Origin of the sequence: Stenotrophomonas sp. 364, assembly GCF_009832905.1 — a bacterium.
GTDB classification, from domain to species: domain Bacteria; phylum Pseudomonadota; class Gammaproteobacteria; order Xanthomonadales; family Xanthomonadaceae; genus Stenotrophomonas; species Stenotrophomonas maltophilia_AP.
Genome location: NZ_CP047135.1, coordinates 162,061 through 181,871, shown reverse-complemented (window position 1 = coordinate 181,871; position 19,811 = coordinate 162,061). Strand labels below are relative to the sequence as shown.

At 68.6% G+C, this 19,811-nt stretch carries 16 protein-coding genes; 4 read left to right on the top strand and 12 right to left on the bottom strand.

The window, feature by feature from the left end:
- Window positions 1-101: 101 nt before the first annotated feature.
- The gene (locus GQ674_RS00815) at window positions 102-3,053 is read right to left on the bottom strand and encodes an EAL domain-containing protein (RefSeq protein WP_159495617.1); all 2,952 of its coding nucleotides are present in this window, start codon (window positions 3,051-3,053) and stop codon (window positions 102-104) included.
- Window positions 3,054-3,351: 298 nt separating this feature from the next.
- Between GQ674_RS00815 and GQ674_RS00810 the strand changes: the two genes are divergently transcribed.
- On the top strand, window positions 3,352-5,472 hold the full coding sequence (locus tag GQ674_RS00810; RefSeq protein WP_159495616.1) for a M13 family metallopeptidase: 2,121 nt from the start codon (window positions 3,352-3,354) through the stop codon (window positions 5,470-5,472).
- Between the two features lie 213 nt (window positions 5,473-5,685).
- On the opposite strand, the gene GQ674_RS00805 is transcribed toward GQ674_RS00810, so the two are convergent.
- Complete coding sequence (locus GQ674_RS00805) at window positions 5,686-6,609, bottom strand: oxygenase MpaB family protein (protein ID WP_159495615.1); 924 nt, start codon at window positions 6,607-6,609, stop codon at window positions 5,686-5,688.
- 310 nt (window positions 6,610-6,919) lie between these two features.
- On the opposite strand from GQ674_RS00805, the gene GQ674_RS00800 reads away from it, so the two are divergent.
- Window positions 6,920-7,534 carry a hypothetical protein gene (locus tag GQ674_RS00800; RefSeq protein WP_181393860.1) on the top strand — a complete coding sequence of 205 codons (615 nt, stop codon included), beginning with the start codon at window positions 6,920-6,922 and terminating at the stop codon, window positions 7,532-7,534.
- A 39-nt stretch (window positions 7,535-7,573) separates the two neighbouring features.
- Here the strand turns inward: GQ674_RS00800 and GQ674_RS00795 are convergent, their stop codons facing one another.
- The 8 genes from GQ674_RS00795 to GQ674_RS00760 form a co-directional block, all read right to left on the bottom strand.
- Window positions 7,574-7,918, bottom strand: a complete 345-nt coding sequence (locus GQ674_RS00795; RefSeq protein ID WP_159495614.1) for a hypothetical protein — start codon at window positions 7,916-7,918, stop codon at window positions 7,574-7,576.
- A 33-nt stretch (window positions 7,919-7,951) separates the two neighbouring features.
- Entirely contained in the window at window positions 7,952-8,725 is a 774-nt protein-coding gene (locus GQ674_RS00790) for a LytTR family DNA-binding domain-containing protein (protein WP_159495613.1), read from the bottom strand.
- Window positions 8,715-9,974 carry a histidine kinase gene (locus tag GQ674_RS00785; RefSeq protein WP_159495612.1) on the bottom strand — a complete coding sequence of 420 codons (1,260 nt, stop codon included), beginning with the start codon at window positions 9,972-9,974 and terminating at the stop codon, window positions 8,715-8,717. The genes GQ674_RS00790 and GQ674_RS00785 overlap by 11 nt, the downstream gene beginning before the upstream one ends.
- A 153-nt stretch (window positions 9,975-10,127) precedes the next feature.
- On the bottom strand, window positions 10,128-11,777 hold the full coding sequence (locus GQ674_RS00780; RefSeq protein ID WP_159495611.1) for a M28 family metallopeptidase: 1,650 nt from the start codon (window positions 11,775-11,777) through the stop codon (window positions 10,128-10,130).
- A 284-nt stretch (window positions 11,778-12,061) separates the two neighbouring features.
- The gene (locus GQ674_RS00775; protein WP_159495610.1) at window positions 12,062-13,324 is read right to left on the bottom strand and encodes a sigma-70 family RNA polymerase sigma factor; all 1,263 of its coding nucleotides are present in this window, start codon (window positions 13,322-13,324) and stop codon (window positions 12,062-12,064) included.
- Window positions 13,325-13,388: 64 nt separating this feature from the next.
- Window positions 13,389-13,778 carry a VOC family protein gene (locus GQ674_RS00770; protein WP_159499143.1) on the bottom strand — a complete coding sequence of 130 codons (390 nt, stop codon included), beginning with the start codon at window positions 13,776-13,778 and terminating at the stop codon, window positions 13,389-13,391.
- 43 nt (window positions 13,779-13,821) lie between these two features.
- Window positions 13,822-14,244, bottom strand: coding sequence for a VOC family protein (locus GQ674_RS00765; protein WP_159495609.1), 423 nt, complete (start codon window positions 14,242-14,244; stop codon window positions 13,822-13,824).
- Window positions 14,245-14,269: 25 nt separating this feature from the next.
- On the bottom strand, window positions 14,270-14,689 hold the full coding sequence (locus GQ674_RS00760; RefSeq protein WP_159495608.1) for a YciI family protein: 420 nt from the start codon (window positions 14,687-14,689) through the stop codon (window positions 14,270-14,272).
- A 201-nt stretch (window positions 14,690-14,890) separates the two neighbouring features.
- Between GQ674_RS00760 and GQ674_RS00755 the strand changes: the two genes are divergently transcribed.
- The gene (locus tag GQ674_RS00755; RefSeq protein WP_159495607.1) at window positions 14,891-15,265 is read left to right on the top strand and encodes a YciI family protein; all 375 of its coding nucleotides are present in this window, start codon (window positions 14,891-14,893) and stop codon (window positions 15,263-15,265) included.
- A 6-nt stretch (window positions 15,266-15,271) separates the two neighbouring features.
- Here GQ674_RS00755 and GQ674_RS00750 read toward each other — a convergent pair whose 3' ends face one another.
- Window positions 15,272-17,350, bottom strand: coding sequence for an NHL repeat-containing protein (locus GQ674_RS00750; protein ID WP_159495606.1), 2,079 nt, complete (start codon window positions 17,348-17,350; stop codon window positions 15,272-15,274).
- A gap of 123 nt (window positions 17,351-17,473) precedes the next feature.
- On the opposite strand from GQ674_RS00750, the gene GQ674_RS00745 reads away from it, so the two are divergent.
- Complete coding sequence (locus GQ674_RS00745) at window positions 17,474-18,979, top strand: tetratricopeptide repeat protein (RefSeq protein ID WP_159495605.1); 1,506 nt, start codon at window positions 17,474-17,476, stop codon at window positions 18,977-18,979.
- A gap of 19 nt (window positions 18,980-18,998) precedes the next feature.
- Here the strand turns inward: GQ674_RS00745 and GQ674_RS00740 are convergent, their stop codons facing one another.
- Window positions 18,999-19,772, bottom strand: a complete 774-nt coding sequence (locus GQ674_RS00740; RefSeq protein ID WP_159495604.1) for a lytic transglycosylase domain-containing protein — start codon at window positions 19,770-19,772, stop codon at window positions 18,999-19,001.
- Window positions 19,773-19,811 lie beyond the last annotated feature (39 nt).

Below are 19,811 nucleotides of genomic sequence, written 5' to 3'. Positions count from 1 at the left end.
TTGCGTGTAGAGCAGCCGGGCAGAGCCCGGCTCTACGAGGTGACGGCGGCCGAAAATACGCGTCGTTTGCTGGCAGCCGGGCAGAGCCCGGCTACCTTGCATCAGGTGGCCTCGGCGGTTTCCAACCGCGCGATCACCTCGACCAGCGGCGATGGGCGGCCCAGCAGGTAGCCCTGCACCTGGTCGCAGCCGTGCGCGGCCAGCCACTGATGCTGGCCCGGCGTTTCCACGCCCTCGGCGATCACCGTCAGCCCCATGCTGTGGCCCAGCGACAACAGCGCGCGGCAGATCGATGCATTGCGCGGATTGGTTTCCACATCGGAAACGAAACTGCGGTCGATCTTCAGGATGTCCAGCGGCAGGTGCTGCAGGTAGGACATGTTGGAATACCCCGTGCCGAAGTCGTCCAGCGAAATGCACACGCCCTGCTCGTGCAGCCGCTGCATGGTCTGCTTGGCCTGGGCCGGCTTGCGCATCAGGCTGCTCTCGGTGAGTTCCACCTGCAACGCGCCGCGTTCCAGCCCGAATTCCTGCGTGGCCCGCGCGAACTCGGCCACCAGATCGCTGTTGAAGAACTGCACCGCCGACACGTTCACCGCGATCGGCAACGGCCAGCCTGCATCGGCCAACCGACGCTGCGCCTGCGCCGCCGCCCGGATCACCCAGCGACCCAATGCCAGGATCAACCCGGTGTCTTCGCACAGCTGGATGAACTCGCCCGGCGGAATGAAGCTGCCATCGGCCTGCGGCCAGCGCAGCAACGCCTCCAGCGCGGCCGGCGTACCGTCGCTGGCATGGCAGATCGGCTGGTAGTACAGCTCGAATTCGCTGTCGATCGCGCTGTGGATGCGCCCGGCCAGGCGCAGCCGCTCGGCCAGCCGCGAACTCACCGTGGTGTCGAACCAGGCAATCACACTGCCCTCGTCGCGTGCGGCGTGCGCGGCTTGTGCGGCCATGCCGATCAGCTGTTCGGCCGGCACGTTGTCGCCGTCGAACTTTACCGCCACGCCGATCCGTGGCTCGAACTGGTGCAGCCAGTCCTGCCCGCGCACCGGCTCCGAGACGGTCTGCACCAGCGTATCCAGCGCCGTCTGGCGCTCATGGTCGTCGCGGATGGCGAAGATGAAATCTTCGGCCGGCTGGAAGGCAAGCAGGCCATAGCGCGTGCCCAGCCCGCCCAGGCGCTTGGCCATGGCCTGCAGCACCACATCGCCCACTTCGCGACCCAGCGTGTCGGCCACCAGCTGCAGCCCGCGGAACTGCACGTAGGCGATGGTGTAGCCGCCGCCTTCCTCGTCCAGCTGTGCGGCCAGCGCTCGGGTGTTGAGCAGCCCGGTGGCCGGGTTGTGGGTGGCGTGGTAGGCCAGGTCGCGCTCGTAGGCCAGGCGCTCGCTGATGTCCTCGGCCAACACCAGGCAGGCCTGGCGACCGTCGAAATCCAGCCGCGACAGATGCGCGCGTACCTCGAACAGGGTGCCGTCCTTGCGCCGGTGCACGCGTACCTGCGCGTCCTGGGCATCGCCGATCGCGGCGCGCGAAATCGCGCTGCGGATCTCGTCCCAGCCTTCGCGCGGGCGGATATCCAGGATGCTCATCGACAGGAACTCGTCGCGGCTGTAGCCGTACTGCTTCACTGCCGCTTCGTTGACCTCCATGAAGCGCAGCGTGTCCGGGTCGAACACCCAGAACGGGGCCGGGTTGCGATCGAACAGCAGCCGGAACTGGCGCTCGGCCTGCTGCACGCGGGCCAGCGCCTGCACGCGTTCGCTTACATCGGTCAGCGCGCCGATCATGCGCCGCTGCCGGTCCGCCACCGCCACCCGCTGTCCGCGCGCCGACACCCAGCGCACCGTGCCGCCGGGCAGCACCACCCGGAACATTTCGTCCAGCACGCCGTTGCCGGCGAAGGCGTTGTCGAACGCCAGCTGCATGCGCTCGGCGTCCTCGCGGTGCACCCGCGCGAAGAACGCCGCCACCGGCAGGCTTTCGGTCTCGATGCCGAAGATCTCCCGCGCCAGCGGCGACCAGCGCAGCAGCGAGGCATCCTCGTCCACGTACCAGGTGCACACCTTGCCCACCTGGTGCGCCATCAACAGCTCGGCGTGGCCGGTGCGCAGTTCCTCGGTGAGCGCATCCTGGCTGCGGGTTGCACGGCGCACGCTCACAAACACCAGCGCGAACACGCCCCAGTACAGCAGGTACAGCGCCACCGACGCCTGCACGTAGGGCCACCAGGGCGCCAGCACGTCGGCGCGGCCCAACCCGGCGTACACCGCGATGGGGTACTGGCCCAGGGTGGTGAGCGTGGAAATCCGCTCGATGTTGTCGATGGCGCTGGTTTCAACGCCCAGCGGCGCCACGGCATCGCGGCGCAGCATCTCGCGCTTGCCCAGCCCGAAGCGTTGCCCGGTGAGGCCCACGGTGTCCGGGCTGCGCGCCAGCACGTAGCCCTGCGCATCGGTGATCGAAATGACGCCCTGGTCGCCGGTGTCCATGCCACCGATGATCGACTGCAGCTCGCTGGTGTGCAGCCGGCTCAGCAGCCAGCGGTCGTCGCCCATGCGCAACGCCAGCGGCAGCACCCAGCGCTGCGCATTGCGTTGCTGCGGCGGCCCCAGGTACAGCCGGCTGTCGCTGCCGCGATTGGTATCCACGGCCCATAGCGGCAGGTACAGGTCGCCGCTGCCGCTGGTCAGTGCGCGGCCGTACTGGTCCACCACCACGATGCTGTCCAGCTCGGCATGCCGCTGCAGCACCCCGCCGATGGCGTCGTCCAGCAGGTCCGGTGCCTGCGCAGGCACCCGTTCGAACAGCAAGGCGCCGTCCTCGGCGATGCCCAGCATGGCCCGTTCCAGGTTGCGCAGTTCCAGCCGCAGCAGCCGCTGCGAGCCGGTGGCCAGCGCTGCGCTCTGGCGCTGCGCGGCTTCCTGGCGGCGCTGGTAATCGTTGGCCAGCGTCATTGCCAGGCCAACGGCCAGCAGCACGCCCAGGCTGACGCCCAGCCACACGATCGTACGCAATGGCCGTGCCAAGGCGCGGTTCAACGCGGGCATTGCCGACCTCTCCCGCTGCGATGGGCTGACTTCATGCGTAAACGCTTCCTGGTTTCCCCAAACCTGAGCGGCCGAAGCCCGGGATTCTTGACCTCTGCGTCGCCGCGCCGTGCCTGCACGCGGGTGCGCCCCGAATCCTGTCTGCCAGCATGCACCAGCGCGTGCAGCACGGGAAGAGCCACGGCCGCGCGCGGCGCGTACAACGGCCACGCTTGGCACAGCCCGGGGCCGTTGCAGCGGCAACCAACCCCCTCCCGGGGGGATTAGACTTGAGGTTTCCCCGTTGCCTGAGAAGTCCATGTCCAAGCTGCGCCGCCCTACCCTGATGCTTGCCATCGCCGCCAGCCTGTCGCTGGGCCTGAGCGCCTGCGACCGTGAGCCGGCCACCCCCGTCGCCACCGCGCCGGACAGCCCCGCCGCCGCGCCGGCCGCGCCCAAGCCGCAGCTGGGCAGTTTCGGCTTCGATGCCACCGGCATGGACCGCAGCGTCGCCGCCGGTGACGACTTCTTCGGCTTTGCCAACGGCACCTGGGTGAAGAACACCGAGATCCCGGCCGACCGCTCCAGCTACGGCAGCTTCAACGTCATTGCCGAGAAGACCCTGGCCGACACCCGCGCCATCCTCGAAGGCGCCGCTGCCGACACCAAGGCCAGCGGCGAAGCCAAGCTGATCGGGGACTACTACGCCGCATTCATGGACGAGGCCGGCATCGAGTCGCGTGGCGTAGCCGCGGTGAAGCCGGAACTGGACGCCATCGGCGGCATCGCCGACAAGGCCGCGCTGGCCACCACCCTGGGCGGCACCCTGCGCGCCGACGTCGACCTGCTGAATGCGACCAACTTCTACACCGACCGCCTGTTCGGCGTGTGGGTGTCGGTGGACCTGCTGCAGCCGGACCGCAATGCGCCGTACCTGGTGCAGGGTGGCCTGGGCTTGCCCGACCGCGACTTCTACCTGCAGGGCGGCCGCATGGCCGAGCTGCGCAAGCAGTACCAGGCCTACATCGCCCAGGTGCTGCAGCTGGCTGGCGTGGCCGACCCGGCAGCCAAGGCGCAGCGCATCCTGGCGCTGGAGACCAAGATCGCCCAGGCCCACGCCACCCAGGAAGAAACCAATGACGTGGCCAAGGGCGCCAACGCCTGGAAGCAGGCCGACCTGAACGCCAAGGCGCCGGGCATGGACTGGGCCGCGTTCCTGGCCGGTGCCAAGCTGGGCGAGCAGCAGGACTTCATCGTGTGGCAGCCCAAGGCCGTGGCCGGCATCTCGCGCCTGGTGGCCACCGAGCCGCTGGACGTGTGGAAGGACTACCTGGCCTTCCACGCGCTGGACCGTGCCGCGCCGTACCTGCCCAAGACCTTCGCCGATGCGCGTTTCGCCTTCCACGGCACCACCTTGAACGGCACCCCGCAGCAGAGCGAACGCTGGAAGCGCGCGGTGGATGACAGCAACCACGCCGTCGGCGAGGCCATCGGCAAGCTGTATGTGGAACGCCACTTCGACCCGGCCACCAAGGCCCGTGCCGATGAGATGGCCAAGAACATCATCGCCGCCTTCGCCAAGCGCATCGACGCGCTGGCGTGGATGTCGCCGCAGACCAAGGCGCACGCCAAGGCCAAGGTGGCCGGGCTGACCGTGGGCATGGGCTATCCGGACACGTGGCGCGACTACACCGGCCTGGAGATCAAGCGCGATGACGCCCTGGGCAATGCCGAGCGCGCCGAACAGTTCGAGTACCAGCGCAACATCGCCAAGCTGGGCAAGCCCGTCGACCACGGCGAGTGGGCGATGCTGCCGCAGACCATCAACGCGATGAACGTGCCGCTGGAAAACCGCCTGGTGTTCCCGGCCGCGATCCTGCAGCCGCCGTTCTTTGATGGCGCTGCCGACGACGCGGTGAACTACGGCGCGATCGGTGCGGTGATCGGCCACGAGATCAGCCACGGCTTCGACAATGCCGGTGCGCAGTTCGATGAAACCGGCAAGCTGCACAACTGGTGGACGGCCGATGACCTGAAGAAGTTCAACGCCGCCGGTGACGCGCTGGCAGCGCAGTTCAGCAGCTACCAGCCGTTCCCGGGCGTGTCGGTCAACGGGCGCCTGACCCTGGGCGAGAACATCGCCGACGTGGCCGGCCTGGCCACCGCCTACGACGCCTACCAGCTGTCGCTGCAGGGCAAGCCGGGGCAGACCCTGGAAGGCTTCAGCCCGGACCAGCGGTTCTTCCTGGGCTTTGCCCAGGCCTGGCGCAGCAAGGCGCGCGAGCAGGCCCTGCGCAACTCGCTGCTGACCAACGTGCACGCACCGGGCCAGTTCCGCGCGCTCACCGTGCGCAACCTGGACGCGTGGTACCCGGCGTTCGAGGTCAAGGAAGGCCAGAAGCTGTACTTGGCCCCGGACAAGCGGGTCAAGGTGTGGTGATCGGTGTCACCGCGCGACGGTAACACCCGGGAACGGGCGCTTCGGCGCCCGTTTTCGCGTCTGGTGGCGCGGTGAACAGCCGGCGCGCATCGGCGTGGTGTTGAACGCCCGGTAGAGCCGATCGTTGGTCGGCTGCCCTCCGCGACACCCCACGCACATCCCGCACGCCAATCCGGGCCGTGCGGCGATGGCGCAGCCGACCAACGGTCGGCTCTACGGGGAAGGCCACTCGGCCAGCACGCTGGCGGGCAGGCCCATCCGTGCGCAGGCGCGCGGGGCCAAGCCGTCCTGCAGCGCGCGCCGGAACAGCGGCGTCATCGCGCGCAACACGCGCGCGGAGGTGCGTGCCTGTGCGCGCTGCATCCCCGTGCGTTCCAGCATCGCCTCGGCCCAGTCCGGCAGCAACGCCGCACCCGCGCCCAGGAACAGCTCACGCGACAATCCGGCCATCGGCACCGGCAGGCGGATGCCCGACAACACCCCCAGCACTTCGCGCGAGCGCGCATCGAACCGAAGCTGCGGCAACTGCCGGGAGAAGTACGCGTCCACCTCCGCCTCGGACGCGGGCACCTGGGTGGCGCCCAGTGCCTCGGCAACGCGCTTGTACTCGCGGTAATACTGGTCGGCCACCGCGCCGGGCACCTCGCGGCAGTAGCGCCGGCACCCTTGCAGGAAACCGTAGGCCTCGGTCACGTGGACCCAGGTGAGCAGGGCCGGATCATCGGCTGAATACGCGCGTCCGTCGGCGCTGTGCCCGCGTATCTGCGCGTGGATGCGTTTCACCTTGGCCACCAGCGCGTCCACCTCGGCACTGGGCGCATACGTGGTGCCGGCCACGAAGGCCGTAGTGCGCCGCAGCCGCCCGACCAGGTCGTCGCGGAAGTTGGAGTGGTCGTAGACCCCGGCCAGGGCCAGCGGGTGCAGCGTCTGCAGCATCAACGCGCACAGGCCGCCGGCGAGCATGCCGGGGAATTCCGAATGCACGCGCCAGGTGGCGCTGTGCGGCCCGAACCAGCCCGGGTCGCCGCGCGGGTGGTCGTACTCGATGCCGCTCTGGCCGCGGGGGAATGCGCCCAGCACCCAGCGCCGGATGGGCGCGGTGACGGGCTGGGAAAGACGGTGCAGCAACGGCGGCATCTCAGGGGGTCCAATCGGGCGAAGGCTACGGCAGTCTGCGCGGTCGGGGCCGATTCTGGCCCATCCCGGCGCCCCCGGGGAGTCCCAGCGCCGGGTCGGCGTTCGATGTGCAGGTGCAGCATGATTTTACCTGCGACATCTTGTCGCAGGCTGCGATTGCGATGATGCACCGCATCAGGCCACCCGCATTCAGAAATATCTGCCCGACGGCTTCGCATTTCCCCCATTGCACGACCCGCTGGAAGTGCTAGAACTGAATCCGCCTCACGTTCGTCCAATGCGCTGCCGCACGTTCCAGAAGGAGCACGTCATGATCGCTTTGTTCAAGGGTTTGGGTTTGCTGTTGCAGGACAACGAGCTGTATGGCAGCCCGTTCGAAAAACAGGTCGCGCATTGGCGTAACAAGAGCGAACAGCAGATCCGCGAGGAAGTAGCGGTGCTGGCCAAGGCCAAGGGCCAGTGGCTGATGGCGTCGATTGTCGGCTGGCAGGCCGCGTCGCTGCTGATCCTGGGCCTGATCTCCAACTATCTGTGGAAAGACGATTTCCATATCACCTTCACCCGCGTGGTGATCGTGTTCGGCTCGTGGATTTCCATCCTGTTCGTCATCTGGTTCATGGCCAACATGTTCGACCATACCGCCGGTTTCGAGCGCTGGATGAAGGCCTTCAACAGCCGCGCCCGCATCACCTCCGACGCCGACAGCGTGGAATGCGTGGCCGAGGCGCTGGACATGGCCCAGCACTATCCCGAGGTACTGGACTACAAGCAGGCCGTCACCGCGCGCCGCGAGCTTCGCCACGAAGACATCCGCATCATGCGTGAGATCGGGCGGATGCAGCAGCACACCGAACTGGTCGGCCAACTCAACCACGTGGGCGAGCAGGACAACCGCAGCAACCTGCACCTGCAGCCCGCGTACTGACCAACCCGGAAAGTGGGGGGAGCCACAATGCCACCGTGATCACTCACGGTGGCATTGTTCTTTGGGCTGCTCGCTGACGCACTGGTTGAAGCCGGCAGGCAGCCCCGCCATCTGCTCGGTCTTGCCGACGGCCACCGCCAACCGGTGCAGCGGTGGCTTCGCGCACGGGGTGCCCTTGCTGCAGGACGGGTCCAGCAGCAGGTAGTGGCAGGTGCCACTGCTGCTGGCGATGCACTCGAAGTGCGCCACGCCGTCCACCAGGCTGCTCTTGCTGTACAGCGCATCCACGCCGTTGGCACGGATGCGGGTCACCGACGTGTTGCTGGATTGCTGGCACCCGGCCAGCAGCACCACCGCGACGCACAGGGGCAGAAGAATACGCATGATCACTCCAAGGAAGATGAGGGCCTGTTCCGGCTACATGCCCCGGAACAGGCTCATGAACGGCTGACTTACATTGAGCACTTCGGCCCGGTGTTTCAGGCGCAGCTGGCCGCGCCCGGTATCGTCACGGGTCACCGCCGCCACCGCTTTCATGTTCACGATGGTGGAGCGATGGACCTGGCGGAAACGCTGCGGGTCCAGCACGTCCAGCAGCTCGCGCAACGGCGTGCGCAGCAGGCTTTCGCCCTGCTCGGTGACCACAGTGGTGTACTTGCTGTCGGCACGGAAGTACAGCACGTCTTCGAGCATGATCAGCTGCGTGTCGCGCCCGTTGCTGGCGGTGATCCAGGCCAGCGGCGGCGCACTGCTGGGCGCGCTGCCGCCCTGCGCCAGGCGCTGAAGCAGCTGCTCCAGCATGGCGTTGTCCGGCCGGCCCTGCTGCATGCGCGCCAGGATGCGCTCACGGGTCGCCAGCAGGCGCTCATCGCTGACAGGCTTGAGCAGATAGTCCATCGCGCCCTGTTCGAAGGCGTCGATCGCGTACTGGTCGTAGGCGGTGACGAACACCACCTGGGTACGTGGGCTGATCTCGGGCAGCGCGCGCGCCACGTCGATGCCGGTGATGCCGGGCATGCGGATGTCCAGGAAGGCCAGGTCCGGCTTCAGCTCGGCCAGCTTTTCCAGCGCACACGCACCGTCTTCGCATTCGGCCACCAGCCGCAGCTCCGGCCACAGCCGCTGCAGCTGCGCCACCAGCGACTGCCGCAGCAGGTCTTCATCTTCGGCGATAAGGGCATCAAGCTGCATGGATGGCCTCGCGCGCATCGCGCGGCAGGGTGATGGTGGCGGCGACGCCGCTGGGGAAGTTGGACACGATGGCGACCCCGGCGCGGTCGCCGCAGGTCAGACGCAGGCGTTCGCGCAGGTTCTTCAGGCCGATGCCGGTGCCGCTGGTGCCCTGGCCGAACCCCAGCCCGTCGTCGGCAACGGTAAGGGTGACATGGTCGTCGAAGGCACGCGCGATGATCCACACCGTGCCACCGCCGGGCTTGGGCTCCAGGCCATGCTTGATCGCGTTTTCCACCAGCGTCTGCAGCGCCATCGACGGCAACGGCAGCGCCAACAGCATCGGTGGCACGTCCACCTGCAGCGCCAGCCGCGCACCCATGCGGATCTTTAGAATCTCCAGGTACGCCTGGGTGCGCTCCAGTTCCACGCCCAGGGTGGACATCGACTCGTCCACGCTCGGCAGCGAGCTGCGCAGGTACTGGATCAGATGCCCCAGCATCTGGTCGGCGCGCGGCGGGTCGGTGCGAGTCAGCACCTGCGCATTGGCCAGCGTGTTGTACAGGAAGTGCGGTTCCACCTGGGCGTGCAGCAGGTTGAGCTTGGCCACCGACAGTTCCTTCTCGGTGGCGGTCTGCTCGGCCGCGGCCTGCTCGTCGCGGCGCTGCTCGGACACCCGCCGGGTGATGGCCCGGGTTACCGCTTCGGCATTTTCGAAGTTGCTGCCCTCATCCACGGCCAGCAGGTCGGCCCAGACCCCGGCATCGGGTTCGAACAGCAGGGTGACGCTGCTGGTGCCCTGCCCCGGGGTGACCGTGGCAAGCACGCTGTTGCGGCGGATCGCCAGCCGCGCCGGCAGGTTCCAGCGCGAGGGCGGCCGGCCGTTGTAGGGATCCACGCGGCGCACGTAGGCACGCACCTGCAGGCTGCCGGCGGCGCTTTCGATGTCTTCCACGCGGGGCAGTTCGGCGATGGCCTTTTCCAGCAGCGCGAAGGCCGGGCCGGCATCCATCGGCAGTTCGATCTGGCGGCGCTGGCGGCTGGACAGGGTGGTGCCGTCCAGGCGCCCGGCGATCAGCCAGACCCGCCGGATATGGGTAATGCAGCTGCCGATGGCGGTGACCGCCAGGAACATGGCCAGCAGCCCGAAGACCCACCCGGGGCCGTCGTCCATGCCGCTGAAAATGCCACTCCAGACAAAGCCCGCCACGACGATGGCGGCGGCCCAGGCCAACAGGATGCGGAGGATCAGTGCGAGGCTGGCGAACACGGCGGCGTCTTCACATAGGGAGTGAGGCGAGCATAGCCCTGCCACCGGTGGGAACAAGCGGCATGCGACGAAAGCCGGGAATGGGGGGATGAAGCACCGATCACGTTGCGCTGGAGTGTCCCCACCGGCTGTGTGCCGGTGGGGACGATGGAATCACCTGCGCTCGGCGGCGCTGGCGTCACGCGGGGCGCGGAACTGGGAATCGGCACTCCAGTTCGGCCAGGCGCGGGAATTGGCCAGCTGGTTGCCCAGCGTGTACAGCACCTCCAGGTCGCGCGAGGCCCCGGCGAAGGTCCAGTCCGGCTGCCACTCATCGCCCTGCTGGTGGTAGCGCTTGGCGGTGTAGTCGTCCGAAGCGGCCTTGCCGGCCGCCACGCCACCGTTCACCCAGTCCTGGCCGGCCGAGTAGGACACCGCCGGCACGCCGCGCTTGGCGAACGGGAAGTGATCCGAGCGGAAGAACAGGCCGGCCTCCGGCTTCGGGTCCGGGGTGTAGCGGATGTCCCAGCCCTTGGCCACGTCCTTGAGCTGGTCCAGCAGTTCCAGCTTTGCCGACCCGTAGATGCCGAAATCACGCGACGGCCCGAACGGCGCCATGCCGTCCATGTTGATCACCGCCACGGTCTTGCTCAGCGGATACAGCGGGTGGCTGGCGTAGTACTCCGAGCCCAGCAGGCCCTTTTCCTCGGCGGTGACGGCCAGGAACAGCACCGACCGCTCCGGGCGCTTGCCCTTGGCAAACCCACGCGCCAGTTCGATCAGCGAGGCGGTGCCGCTGGCGTTGTCGAGCGCGCCGTTGAAGATGGTGTCGCCGTTGGCGTCGGGTTTGCCCACGCCGATGTGGTCCCAGTGCGCGCTGTACACCACGGTCTCGTCGGGATGTTGGCTGCCTTCCAGGCGCGCGGCCACGTTGTGCGAGGTGATCACCTCGGTCTTGACGGCATACGTGGCCGAGAAGGTTTCGCCCTTCAGTTCCACCGGCTTGAAATCGCGGGTCTGCGCCTGGCGCTTGAGCGCCTCGAAATCCAGCCCGGCGCGCTTGAACAGGTCCACCGCCAGGTCGCGCTGGATCCAGCCTTCCAGCAGCGGGTGTGCGTCGGCCGGGTTGTCACGGACCACGTCGAACATGGTGTTGGTGTTGGAGCCTGCGACCGTGGCCCAGCCGTACGATGCCGGTGCGGTCTCGTGCACGATCAGCACGCCGAGGGCGCCCTGGCGCGCGCCTTCTTCGTACTTGTAGGTCCAGCGGCCGTAGTAGGTCATGCCCTTGCCGTCGAAGTCGCCCTGGCCGGTTTCAAAGTCCGGGTCGTTGATCAGCACCACGGCGATCTTGCCCTTCAGATCTACGCCCTTGAAGTCGTCCCAGTTGCGCTCGCCGGCCTTGACGCCATAGCCGAGAAAGACCAGCGGCGCGTTCTTGATGTCCACGGCGCTGGCACCGTTCATCGCGGCGCGCACGGCGATTTCCTTGCCCTGGCTCAAGGTCTGCGGCGTACCCTTGCTGCTCAGCGACAGGTTCGGCGTACCGACGATATCGCCCTTGAGCAGCGGCACCGCCTGGGTCCACAGGCGCTTGCCGTCCTTGAGGTCGCCGCCCGGCTGCAGCCCGGCCGCCGCGAACTGCTTGCTCAGGTAGGCCACGGTCTTCTCCTCGCCCGCGGTGGCCGGGGAGCGGCCCTCGTAGGCATCGGAGGCCAGTTCCTTGACGTCCGCGGAGATCCGCGCGCCATCGAATTTGGGCGTTGCCGCCATCAGGGCGCTGGACACCGACAGGGCCAGCACGCTCAGTACTACTCGCTTCATCGCTCTCTCCACAGCTTGGACCACGAAAGCCCAAGTGTAGGGTAGAGCGGGGCTCTTCCCCGCGGCCTCGGCCCGCAACAACCGCCGCGTAGAGCGGGGCTCTGCCCCGCTGCCTTGGCCGCACCGCACCGCGCAACGCAACGGCAGCCGGGCAGAGCCCGGCTCTACGACGGTGTGGCCGCAGCACCGCAACAGCCTTCGGACGGTGTGCCGCAGCACCGCAACAGCCTTCGGACGGTGTGCCGCAGCAACGCAACAGCCGTCCGACGGTGTGGCCGCAGGCGTTACGCGATCGGAACGGCCTGCGCCCGTGCCCGCAGCACGGCTTGTTCGCGGGCGTTGGCGGTGAGGCTGGCGGCGCGCAGGAACGCGGCGCGGGCTTCATCGACGCGCCCCAGTTGCAGCAGCAGGTCGCCCTGCACCGCCGCCAGCGGGGCATAGCCGTCCAGGCGCGGGTCCTGCGCCAGCTGTTCCACCAGTGGCCATGCCGCGGCCGCGCCCTGCGCGCGCGACACCGCGACCGCCCGGTTCAATTCGATTACCGGCGATGGCTGCTGCACGGCCAGCCGTTGGTACAGCGCCGCCATCGCCGCCCAGTCGGTGTCCTGCACGCGGCGCGCGCGGGCGTGGCAATCGGCGATTGCCGCCTGCAGCACATAGGGATCGTCGCTGCCGCCCAGCGCCATGGCCTGGGCCAGCGCGGCCTGCCCGCGCGCGATCTGCAGCCAGTCCCAGCGCGCGCGGTCCTGTTCGGGCAGCAGGATCGGGGTGCCGTGCGCATCCACCCGTGCCGCGGCGCGCGAGGCCTGCAGTTCCATCAGCGCCAGCAGCCCGTGCACCTGCGGCCACGCCGGCAGCCGGCTGGCCAGCACCCGCCCCAGCCGCAGTGCTTCGTCGCACAGTGCCGGGCGCATCCAGTCGTCGCCCATGCTGGCCGTGTAGCCCTCGTTGAACACCAGATAGACCACCTCCAGCACCGACCCCAGCCGCTCGGGCAACGCCGCCTGGCGTGGCACTTCGAAGGCCACCTGCTTGTTGGCCAGGGTGCGCTTGGCGCGCACGATGCGCTGGGCGATGGTCGGTTCGGGCTGCAGGAACGCCCGCGCGATCTCGTCGGTGGTCAGCCCGCCGAGCAGCCGCAAGGTCAGCGCCACCCGCGCATCGGCCGACAGCACCGGGTGGCAGGCCACGAACATCAGGCGCAACAGGTCATCGCCGATGTCGTCCTGCAGCGCATCGCTGTCGTCGGGCAGCGGCAATGGCTGCGGCTCCAGTTCGCTGCCCCACAGCGCATGCTGGCCAGCCACGCGCTGGTGCTGGCGCAACACGTCGATGGCGCGATTGCGCGCGGTGGTCATCAGCCACGCTCCCGGGTTGTCCGGAACCCCCTGCGTCGGCCAACGCTCCAGCGCGGCCAGCCAGGTGTCCTGGGCCAGTTCTTCGGCACGCCCCACGTCGCCGCGCAGCATCCGCGCCAGGCGTGCGATCAGGGCCGGCGACTCCATGCGCCAGAGGGTGTCCAAGCGGTGCGACAGGGGGTTTTCCATGCGGGCGATCAAAGCACTGGCGGCAGGCCGGTACAAGCCCGCCGCCGGGCAGTCGGCGTCCTGGTCAGCCGGGCTCACCGTCCATGTGCGCGATCTCCCACAGGTGGCCATCCAGGTCCTGGAAGCCGCGCTGGTACATGAAGCCGTAGTCGCGCGCGGGCATCGGCTCGCTGGCACCGGCCTTCAGGGCCTTGTCCACCAGCGCGTCGACCGCCGCGCGGCTGGTCGCCGACAGGCAGGTGATCACCTCGGTCTGCTGGCGCGCGTCGCTGATCGGCTGGGTGGTGAAGCCGCGGAAGAACGACTCCACCAGCAGCATCACGAAGATGCTGTCGCTGATGATCATGCAGGCCGCGTTGGCGTCGGTGTAGGCCGGGTTGAAGGTGTAGCCCAGCGCGGCGAAGAACGTCCTGGACGCCTCCAGGTCGCGCACGGGCAGGTTGACGAAGATCATCTGCGGGGAATCGCTCACGGTGCCATCCTTAGGGGTGTGGGAATCAGGGTTGTTTCATGCAGTTGACCATCCACGGCTTGCCGTAGCGGTCGATCAGGAAGCCCCAGCGGTGGGCCCAGAACGTTTCGCCGATCGGCATCTTGACCTCACCGCCGTCGGCCAGCGCCTTGAACACGCGCTCGGCCTCTTCCACGGTGTCCACGTCGATGTTGATGGTGGTGCTGTTTTCCCCGCCACTGGACGGGCCATCGGCAGCCATCAGGATCGCGCTGCCCACTTCCAGCTGGCTGTGCGCCACGTGGTCCAGCGTTTCCGGCGGCATCTCGCCGCAGCCGTCGGTGTTCTCCATCGGCGGCATGTCGCGGTACCTCATTTCCGAGGTGACCTTGCCGCCCAGCGCCTGCGCGTAGAAGGCCATGGCCTCGTGGGTCTTGCCGTTGAAGCCAAGGAACGGGATCAGTTTCATGGGAGTGCTCCAGGGAAGTCGGGGGTCAGTCGGCGGCGCCGATCTGTTCGCGCAGACGCTGTTCATGCGCCTGTAATTCGGGGGTGAAGGCCTCGCCGAAATCCTCGGCGCTCAAGATCGGACGCAGCTCGACCACGCTGCCCGGGCCGAACGGGGCGCGCTTGAGCCACTCGGTGGCTTCGTCCAGCGAGCGCACCTGCCACAGCCAGAACCCGCAGACCAGTTCGCGGGTCTCGGCGAAGGGGCCATCGATCACCCGCGGCGGCTGCGCCCCGAAGGCCACGCGGCGCGCGCGTGAGGTGGGGTGCAGGCCCTCGCCGGCCAGCATGATCCCGGCCTGCACCAGCTGTTCGTTGTAGGCGCCCATGGCGCGGATTTCCTGCTCGGTCGGCATCTCACCGGCCTCGGTCTCCGGGGTCGCCTTGACCAGTACCATCACTTTCATCGGTGTTTCCCTCAGGGCGGGCCCGGTTGGTGGGCCCTTCAAGGGATACAACGCAGCCGGGTGCCGGAAATCGACACGTCGGCAAGAATAATTTCCGCCACCGTCCGGTTCCGCCTGAACAGGCACCGCGTGCCGCGCTGCAACAGCACGGATGCGCCGGCTGCGGCATCATGGCCGCCCCTGCCCCGGAGCCTGCCGGCCATGCAATTCCTGCTGCTGATCTACATCGACGACGGCCTGTTGCAGGCCCTGCCCGGCGAGGACTACGACCGCCTGATGCACGACTGCCTGCAGCACGCCGATGCCCTGCAGGCCGACGGCACCCTGGTACTGGCGCAGAAACTGGAACCGGTGCACAGCGCCCGTACCCTGCGCACCCGCCAGGGCAAGGAGCGCATCACCGACGGGCCGTTCGCTGAAACCCACGAACTGCTGGCCGGCTTCAACCTGATCAACGCGCGCGACCACGACGATGCACTGCGCATCGCCCGGCAGTTCCCGTGGTCGCGCTTCGGCAGCATCGAAGTGCGGCCGCTGGCCGACATGGACGCCGAGCGCGAACGCGTCGGCGCCTGAGCCGCGCTACAACAGCGTGATTTCAAGGTCGCGCGCGCCGACGCCCTCGTTGCCGCTGTAGTCGCGCACGCTGGCCCGGATCACGTAGTCGCCGGCGGGCAGCGCGTCGGGCCGCCAGCGCCCTGTTTCCACCCGCCCGTCGCGTACCGTGTTGGTTACCAGGTAGCGGAAGCGCGTAACCGCACTGCCGTGCACAGTGATGCCACTGTCCGGTGCATAGGCCACCACGGTGGCACTGTCCTGGGGCGGCATGCGGTTGAACACGATGTTGAAGCGCGGCTGCTCGTACCCGGCCAGCGGCTGGCCCTGCGCATCCAGGATCTGGTAGCCCACCTGGTAGGCACCCAGGCGACGCCGCGGCAGGTTGCGATCCACCTGGTCCCAGGCTTCCACCACGATCTGCACGCCGGGGCCCTGCCGTGGCACCACCAGCGGCGCAGTGCCCACGGCCTTGATCGGCAGGTCCTGGTCGTCCAGGACTTCGACCGAGGTGATGCGCGGTGCGAACGCATCGGCGTAGCCGACAAAGCCCAGCGCCACCGCGTTGCGCTCGAACCCGCTGGCGCCCACGCTCAGGTGCACGTGCGCCATGCGGTTGATGCTGCCCAGCGGCTCGCCCACATGGAAGCGCGTGCCACGGCGCACGCGTACCCGTTCCAGTTTGCCATCCACCCCCAGCACCTGCTGCCAGCGGGCGTCGAACGGCTGGCCACGCGGATCGCGCCCCACCTGCATGTGGATGTACTTGAGCCGACCCAGCGCCATGCCTTCGGCCTGCCCGCCGACCGACCAGCTGGCAAAGGCGCTGTCGACCTTGCCATCGGAGATGGCCAGCACGCGCTGGCCGACATCGCCGCGGATATCGAAGCCGCCGTGCAGGTGGTGGCGGCTCTCGCCGCTGAAGTTGCCGCGTACCTCACCCAGCGTGCCCACCACTTCATGCCACCCGTCCTGGGGAGCCAGCGGCCAGCGCCCGCGCGTCACCGGCAGCGGGGCGTCGGCAGCGGGACCGGTCAATGCCGGTGCCGGCACCGCACCGATGTCCAGCGGACGCAAGCGGTGCACGCGGTACGCCGCGGCATCGGCCAGGTAGACAGCGCCCTGCGCATCCAGCGCCAGCCCGCTGGGCCGCGCAAAGCGCGGCTGCGGTGAAACACCGGCCAACGCCACCTGGTGGCCCTGTGTGGACACCTGCACCACCTTGCCGTTGATGTCGCCCACGTACAGCACATCATCATGCGTAACGGCCACCGACAACGGACCGCTCATCACGCTGCCGTCGGCCACCTGGGTGCGCAGCATGCCGTCCGGCGACAGCCGCCGGATGGCGTTGTTGTACAGGTCGGCGATCAACAGGTTGCCGTGCGAGTCCAGCGCCAGGGCCACCGGCGTATCCAGCCGCGTCTCGGCACCGAACCCATCGACGTTGCCCGGCTGCTCACCGCCTGCTGCCGTGCGCACCGTGCCATCGGGCTCGATCACCCGGATGCGGTCGTTGTAGGTATCGGCCACGTACACGCGGCCGCTGGCATCCACGGCCACGCCCATCGGCGCATCGAACCGCGCCTGCGCGGCCGGGCCATCGGCAAAGCCCGCCACCCCGTCGCCAGCGAGCGTCCTCACCACGCCATCGGCGCCGATCCGGCGGATGCGGTGGTTGCCGGTGTCGGCCACGTACACGTTGCCCGCGGCATCCAGCGCGATGCCGGATGGGGTATGGAACTGCGCCTGCGCACCGGGCCCGTCGCGCCAGCCCTCTCCGGTGCCGGCCAACGTATCCACGCGCCCATCGGGATACACCCGGCGGATACGGTTGTTGTCGCCGGCATCGGCGATGTAGGCAACGCCGTGCGCATCAACCGCCAGCGCATACGGATCGGCGAAGCGCGCCTGCGCACCGGCACCATCACGCAGTCCACCCACCCCATCACCGGCGAGCACCTCCATCTGCGCCTGCCACGCCAGCGGCGTGGGTACCGGGCCCTGTTCAACCGGCGCCCGTGCAGGCATGTCGAAAGACGTCCATGCGAGTGCCGCAGCGGTGATCGCCACCACTCCGCCGATCATGACCTGCCAACGTTTCATTGCCGTCCCTGTGCTTGTCCGGCGTAGACCTTAAACGCTGCCTGCGCATCTGCACACCCCATGCGCTTGTGCGGCTGCGCGGTTACAGGTTCAATCGCCGCAGACCCCACGCAAGGATGCGCCATGCACCGCCCGCACCATCGCCTCGCCCTGTCCCTGCTGCTGGCGATCTCCGGCGCACCAGCACTCGCCGCGACGCCGGTGGCCGCACCGTCTGAACACGCGCTCGCGCAGCGCTTGGTCGACACCATCGCATTGGCCGAGCAGGGCGACAGCGTGGGTGCGCTGATCGGCTTCGAGCGCGTGTTCAACGATCCGGACGTGGCCACCCTGGATGCCGTACAGCGCCTGGAAGGGCTGGTCAGTGCCGGGCGCACGGCCTTCAACGCGCGCCAGCCGCAGGAGGCGCAGCGCTACCTGGACGCCGCGCTGAAGCAGGCGCCCGATGACGCACGTGCGCTGTATGTGCTGGGTCGCCTGAAGCTGCTGCAGGACCAACCGGTGCAGGGCGCCGACCTGATCACCCGCTCGCTGCGTGCATCGGACCGGTTCCTGGCCGACATCGATGCCCCGCTGGTGTACCGGCTGGGCGATGCGCTGCAGGAGCAGCCAGATGATTACCGCGCGCTGCTGGAGGCGCTGTTCGACCGACAGTGGAAGGTCGATGGCCTGGAGCCGACGGCCGTGTGGTTGACGCTGGCCACGCTGCAGGCCGATGCCGGGCAACAGCAGCGCCTGGCCGCCACCGTGGCGCGCATCGATGCGCCGATCGAAGTGGTTGCGCTGCGCAGCGACAAGCGTTTCGATGCCGTGGTCGACCGCCGCGATCCGCGCTTCGATCCGCTGCAATCGGCGCGTCGCCATGCCGATGCCCTGCGCGTGTCGGCCTTGTTGCAGCCAGAGGCCAGCGACCTCGCCGCGCTTACCGACACCCTGCTGTTGCTGGGCGAGCACGCGCAGGTGCTGACCGCTACGGACCCGCTCCATGCGCGCCTGACCGAGGCCGGCGCCCCGCGCAGCTTTCCCGGTGGTGCCTATGCGGCGTGGGTGCTGCTGCACCGCGCCGTGGCCCAGCACCGGCTGGGCCAGGACGACCAGACGGAGGCAACGCTGGAGCTGGCCAGTACGCTCACCAACGAGGGCGACACGGTGAACCCGCTGCAGCGGCTCTACCTGGCCAGCTGGTACCTGGCCAGCGCCAAACCGGCCCGCGCCCTGCAGACCCTGGACGGGCTGGATGAGGCACCGATGTTCGGTGAGTACCTGCGCCAGTGGATCCGCTTCAGCGCGTACCGGTCGCAGGGGGATACCGCGCGGTCGGCGCAGGCCCGCCAGTGGTTGCAGGCCAACCAGGACGAGGGCCGCAGCGTGTACGTGGACGTGCTGCTGGCAGAGCAGCGCACCGACGAGGCGGCCCGCTGGGTCATCGCCGAACTGCAGTCGCCCCGGCGCCGCCAGGACCTGCTGCAGCTGATGCAGAACTTCCGCATGCTGCCGCCGATGCCCGCCGACGTGGACAACGACGCACGCTGGGAAGCACTGTTGAAACGCCCCGATGTGCGCGCCGCGCTGGAACGGGTCGGCCGCCGCGAGACCCTGCCCATCTACGGCCGCGGCGCCTGGCGGTGAGACCACCGGCACGCCGCGGTCAACGCGCCGGCGTTTCCACCTTGAACCCCATCGCCTCGCGGTAGCGCTGGTACAACGCGCTGACCTTTTCCACGTACGCCAGGGTTTCGGCGTACGGCGGCACACCCTTGTAGCGGGTCACCGCGCCGATACCGGCGTTGTAGGCGGCCGCCGCCAGGGTGCGGTCGCCCTTGTAGCGCTTCAGCAGCGCCTTCATGTAGCGCGCGCCCCCGTTGATGGACTGCTCGGCCGACAGCGGGTCGGCTACGCCCCATTCGGTGGCGGTGTCGGGCATCAGCTGCATCACGCCCTGCGCGCCCTTGGGCGATATCGCACCGGCATCGAAGCCGCTTTCGGCATGGGCAATCGCACGCAGCCAGGCATCGTCCACCCCGGTGGCCTTGGCGGCCGCCTTGAACTGTTTGGCATGGCGGTTGAGCTGTGGCGTGCCCACCTTGCCCAGCCCCTCGTGCGCCGGCTCGCCGGGCGGGGTGGCCACGGTGAACTTCAGGAACACCCGTGAGCCCGGCAGGTTGCGCGTGGAATACACCAGCGCGCCCTCCTGCTCGCGTTCGTACAGGGTGCCGCTGAAGATGCCCATGTTGCCCCACAGGTTGGGGGTCTGCACGGCGCTGTCATCGATCTGCTGCGGCGTGCACGTCGAGCCCGGCTCGGGCGCGGTGGCCAGGCTCACGGTGTTGTCCCGCACGCAACGGTACACCGTGCGCGCCGACGCCGACCACGGCAGCAGCATCGACAACAGGGCCAACGCGGCAGGCAGGGTCGGTTTCATGGGCTCGGATCGGGGCACGGTAGGGTGCGGCGCGATCAT

What these genes read in the sequence shown, in the direction of transcription:
- GQ674_RS00815 (WP_159495617.1), bottom strand. Translation starts at nt 3,053, where the DNA reads ATGCCCGCGTTGAACCGCGCCTTGGCACGGCCATTGCGTACGATCGTG.
- GQ674_RS00810 (WP_159495616.1), top strand. Translation starts at nt 3,352, where the DNA reads ATGTCCAAGCTGCGCCGCCCTACCCTGATGCTTGCCATCGCCGCCAGC.
- GQ674_RS00805 (WP_159495615.1), bottom strand. Translation starts at nt 6,609, where the DNA reads ATGCCGCCGTTGCTGCACCGTCTTTCCCAGCCCGTCACCGCGCCCATC.
- GQ674_RS00800 (WP_181393860.1), top strand. Translation starts at nt 6,920, where the DNA reads ATGATCGCTTTGTTCAAGGGTTTGGGTTTGCTGTTGCAGGACAACGAG.
- GQ674_RS00795 (WP_159495614.1), bottom strand. Translation starts at nt 7,918, where the DNA reads ATGCGTATTCTTCTGCCCCTGTGCGTCGCGGTGGTGCTGCTGGCCGGG.
- GQ674_RS00790 (WP_159495613.1), bottom strand. Translation starts at nt 8,725, where the DNA reads ATGCAGCTTGATGCCCTTATCGCCGAAGATGAAGACCTGCTGCGGCAG.
- GQ674_RS00780 (WP_159495611.1), bottom strand. Translation starts at nt 11,777, where the DNA reads ATGAAGCGAGTAGTACTGAGCGTGCTGGCCCTGTCGGTGTCCAGCGCC.
- GQ674_RS00775 (WP_159495610.1), bottom strand. Translation starts at nt 13,324, where the DNA reads ATGGAAAACCCCCTGTCGCACCGCTTGGACACCCTCTGGCGCATGGAG.
- GQ674_RS00770 (WP_159499143.1), bottom strand. Translation starts at nt 13,778, where the DNA reads ATGATCTTCGTCAACCTGCCCGTGCGCGACCTGGAGGCGTCCAGGACG.
- GQ674_RS00765 (WP_159495609.1), bottom strand. Translation starts at nt 14,244, where the DNA reads ATGAAACTGATCCCGTTCCTTGGCTTCAACGGCAAGACCCACGAGGCC.
- GQ674_RS00760 (WP_159495608.1), bottom strand. Translation starts at nt 14,689, where the DNA reads ATGAAAGTGATGGTACTGGTCAAGGCGACCCCGGAGACCGAGGCCGGT.
- GQ674_RS00755 (WP_159495607.1), top strand. Translation starts at nt 14,891, where the DNA reads ATGCAATTCCTGCTGCTGATCTACATCGACGACGGCCTGTTGCAGGCC.
- GQ674_RS00750 (WP_159495606.1), bottom strand. Translation starts at nt 17,350, where the DNA reads ATGAAACGTTGGCAGGTCATGATCGGCGGAGTGGTGGCGATCACCGCT.
- GQ674_RS00745 (WP_159495605.1), top strand. Translation starts at nt 17,474, where the DNA reads ATGCACCGCCCGCACCATCGCCTCGCCCTGTCCCTGCTGCTGGCGATC.
- GQ674_RS00740 (WP_159495604.1), bottom strand. Translation starts at nt 19,772, where the DNA reads ATGAAACCGACCCTGCCTGCCGCGTTGGCCCTGTTGTCGATGCTGCTG.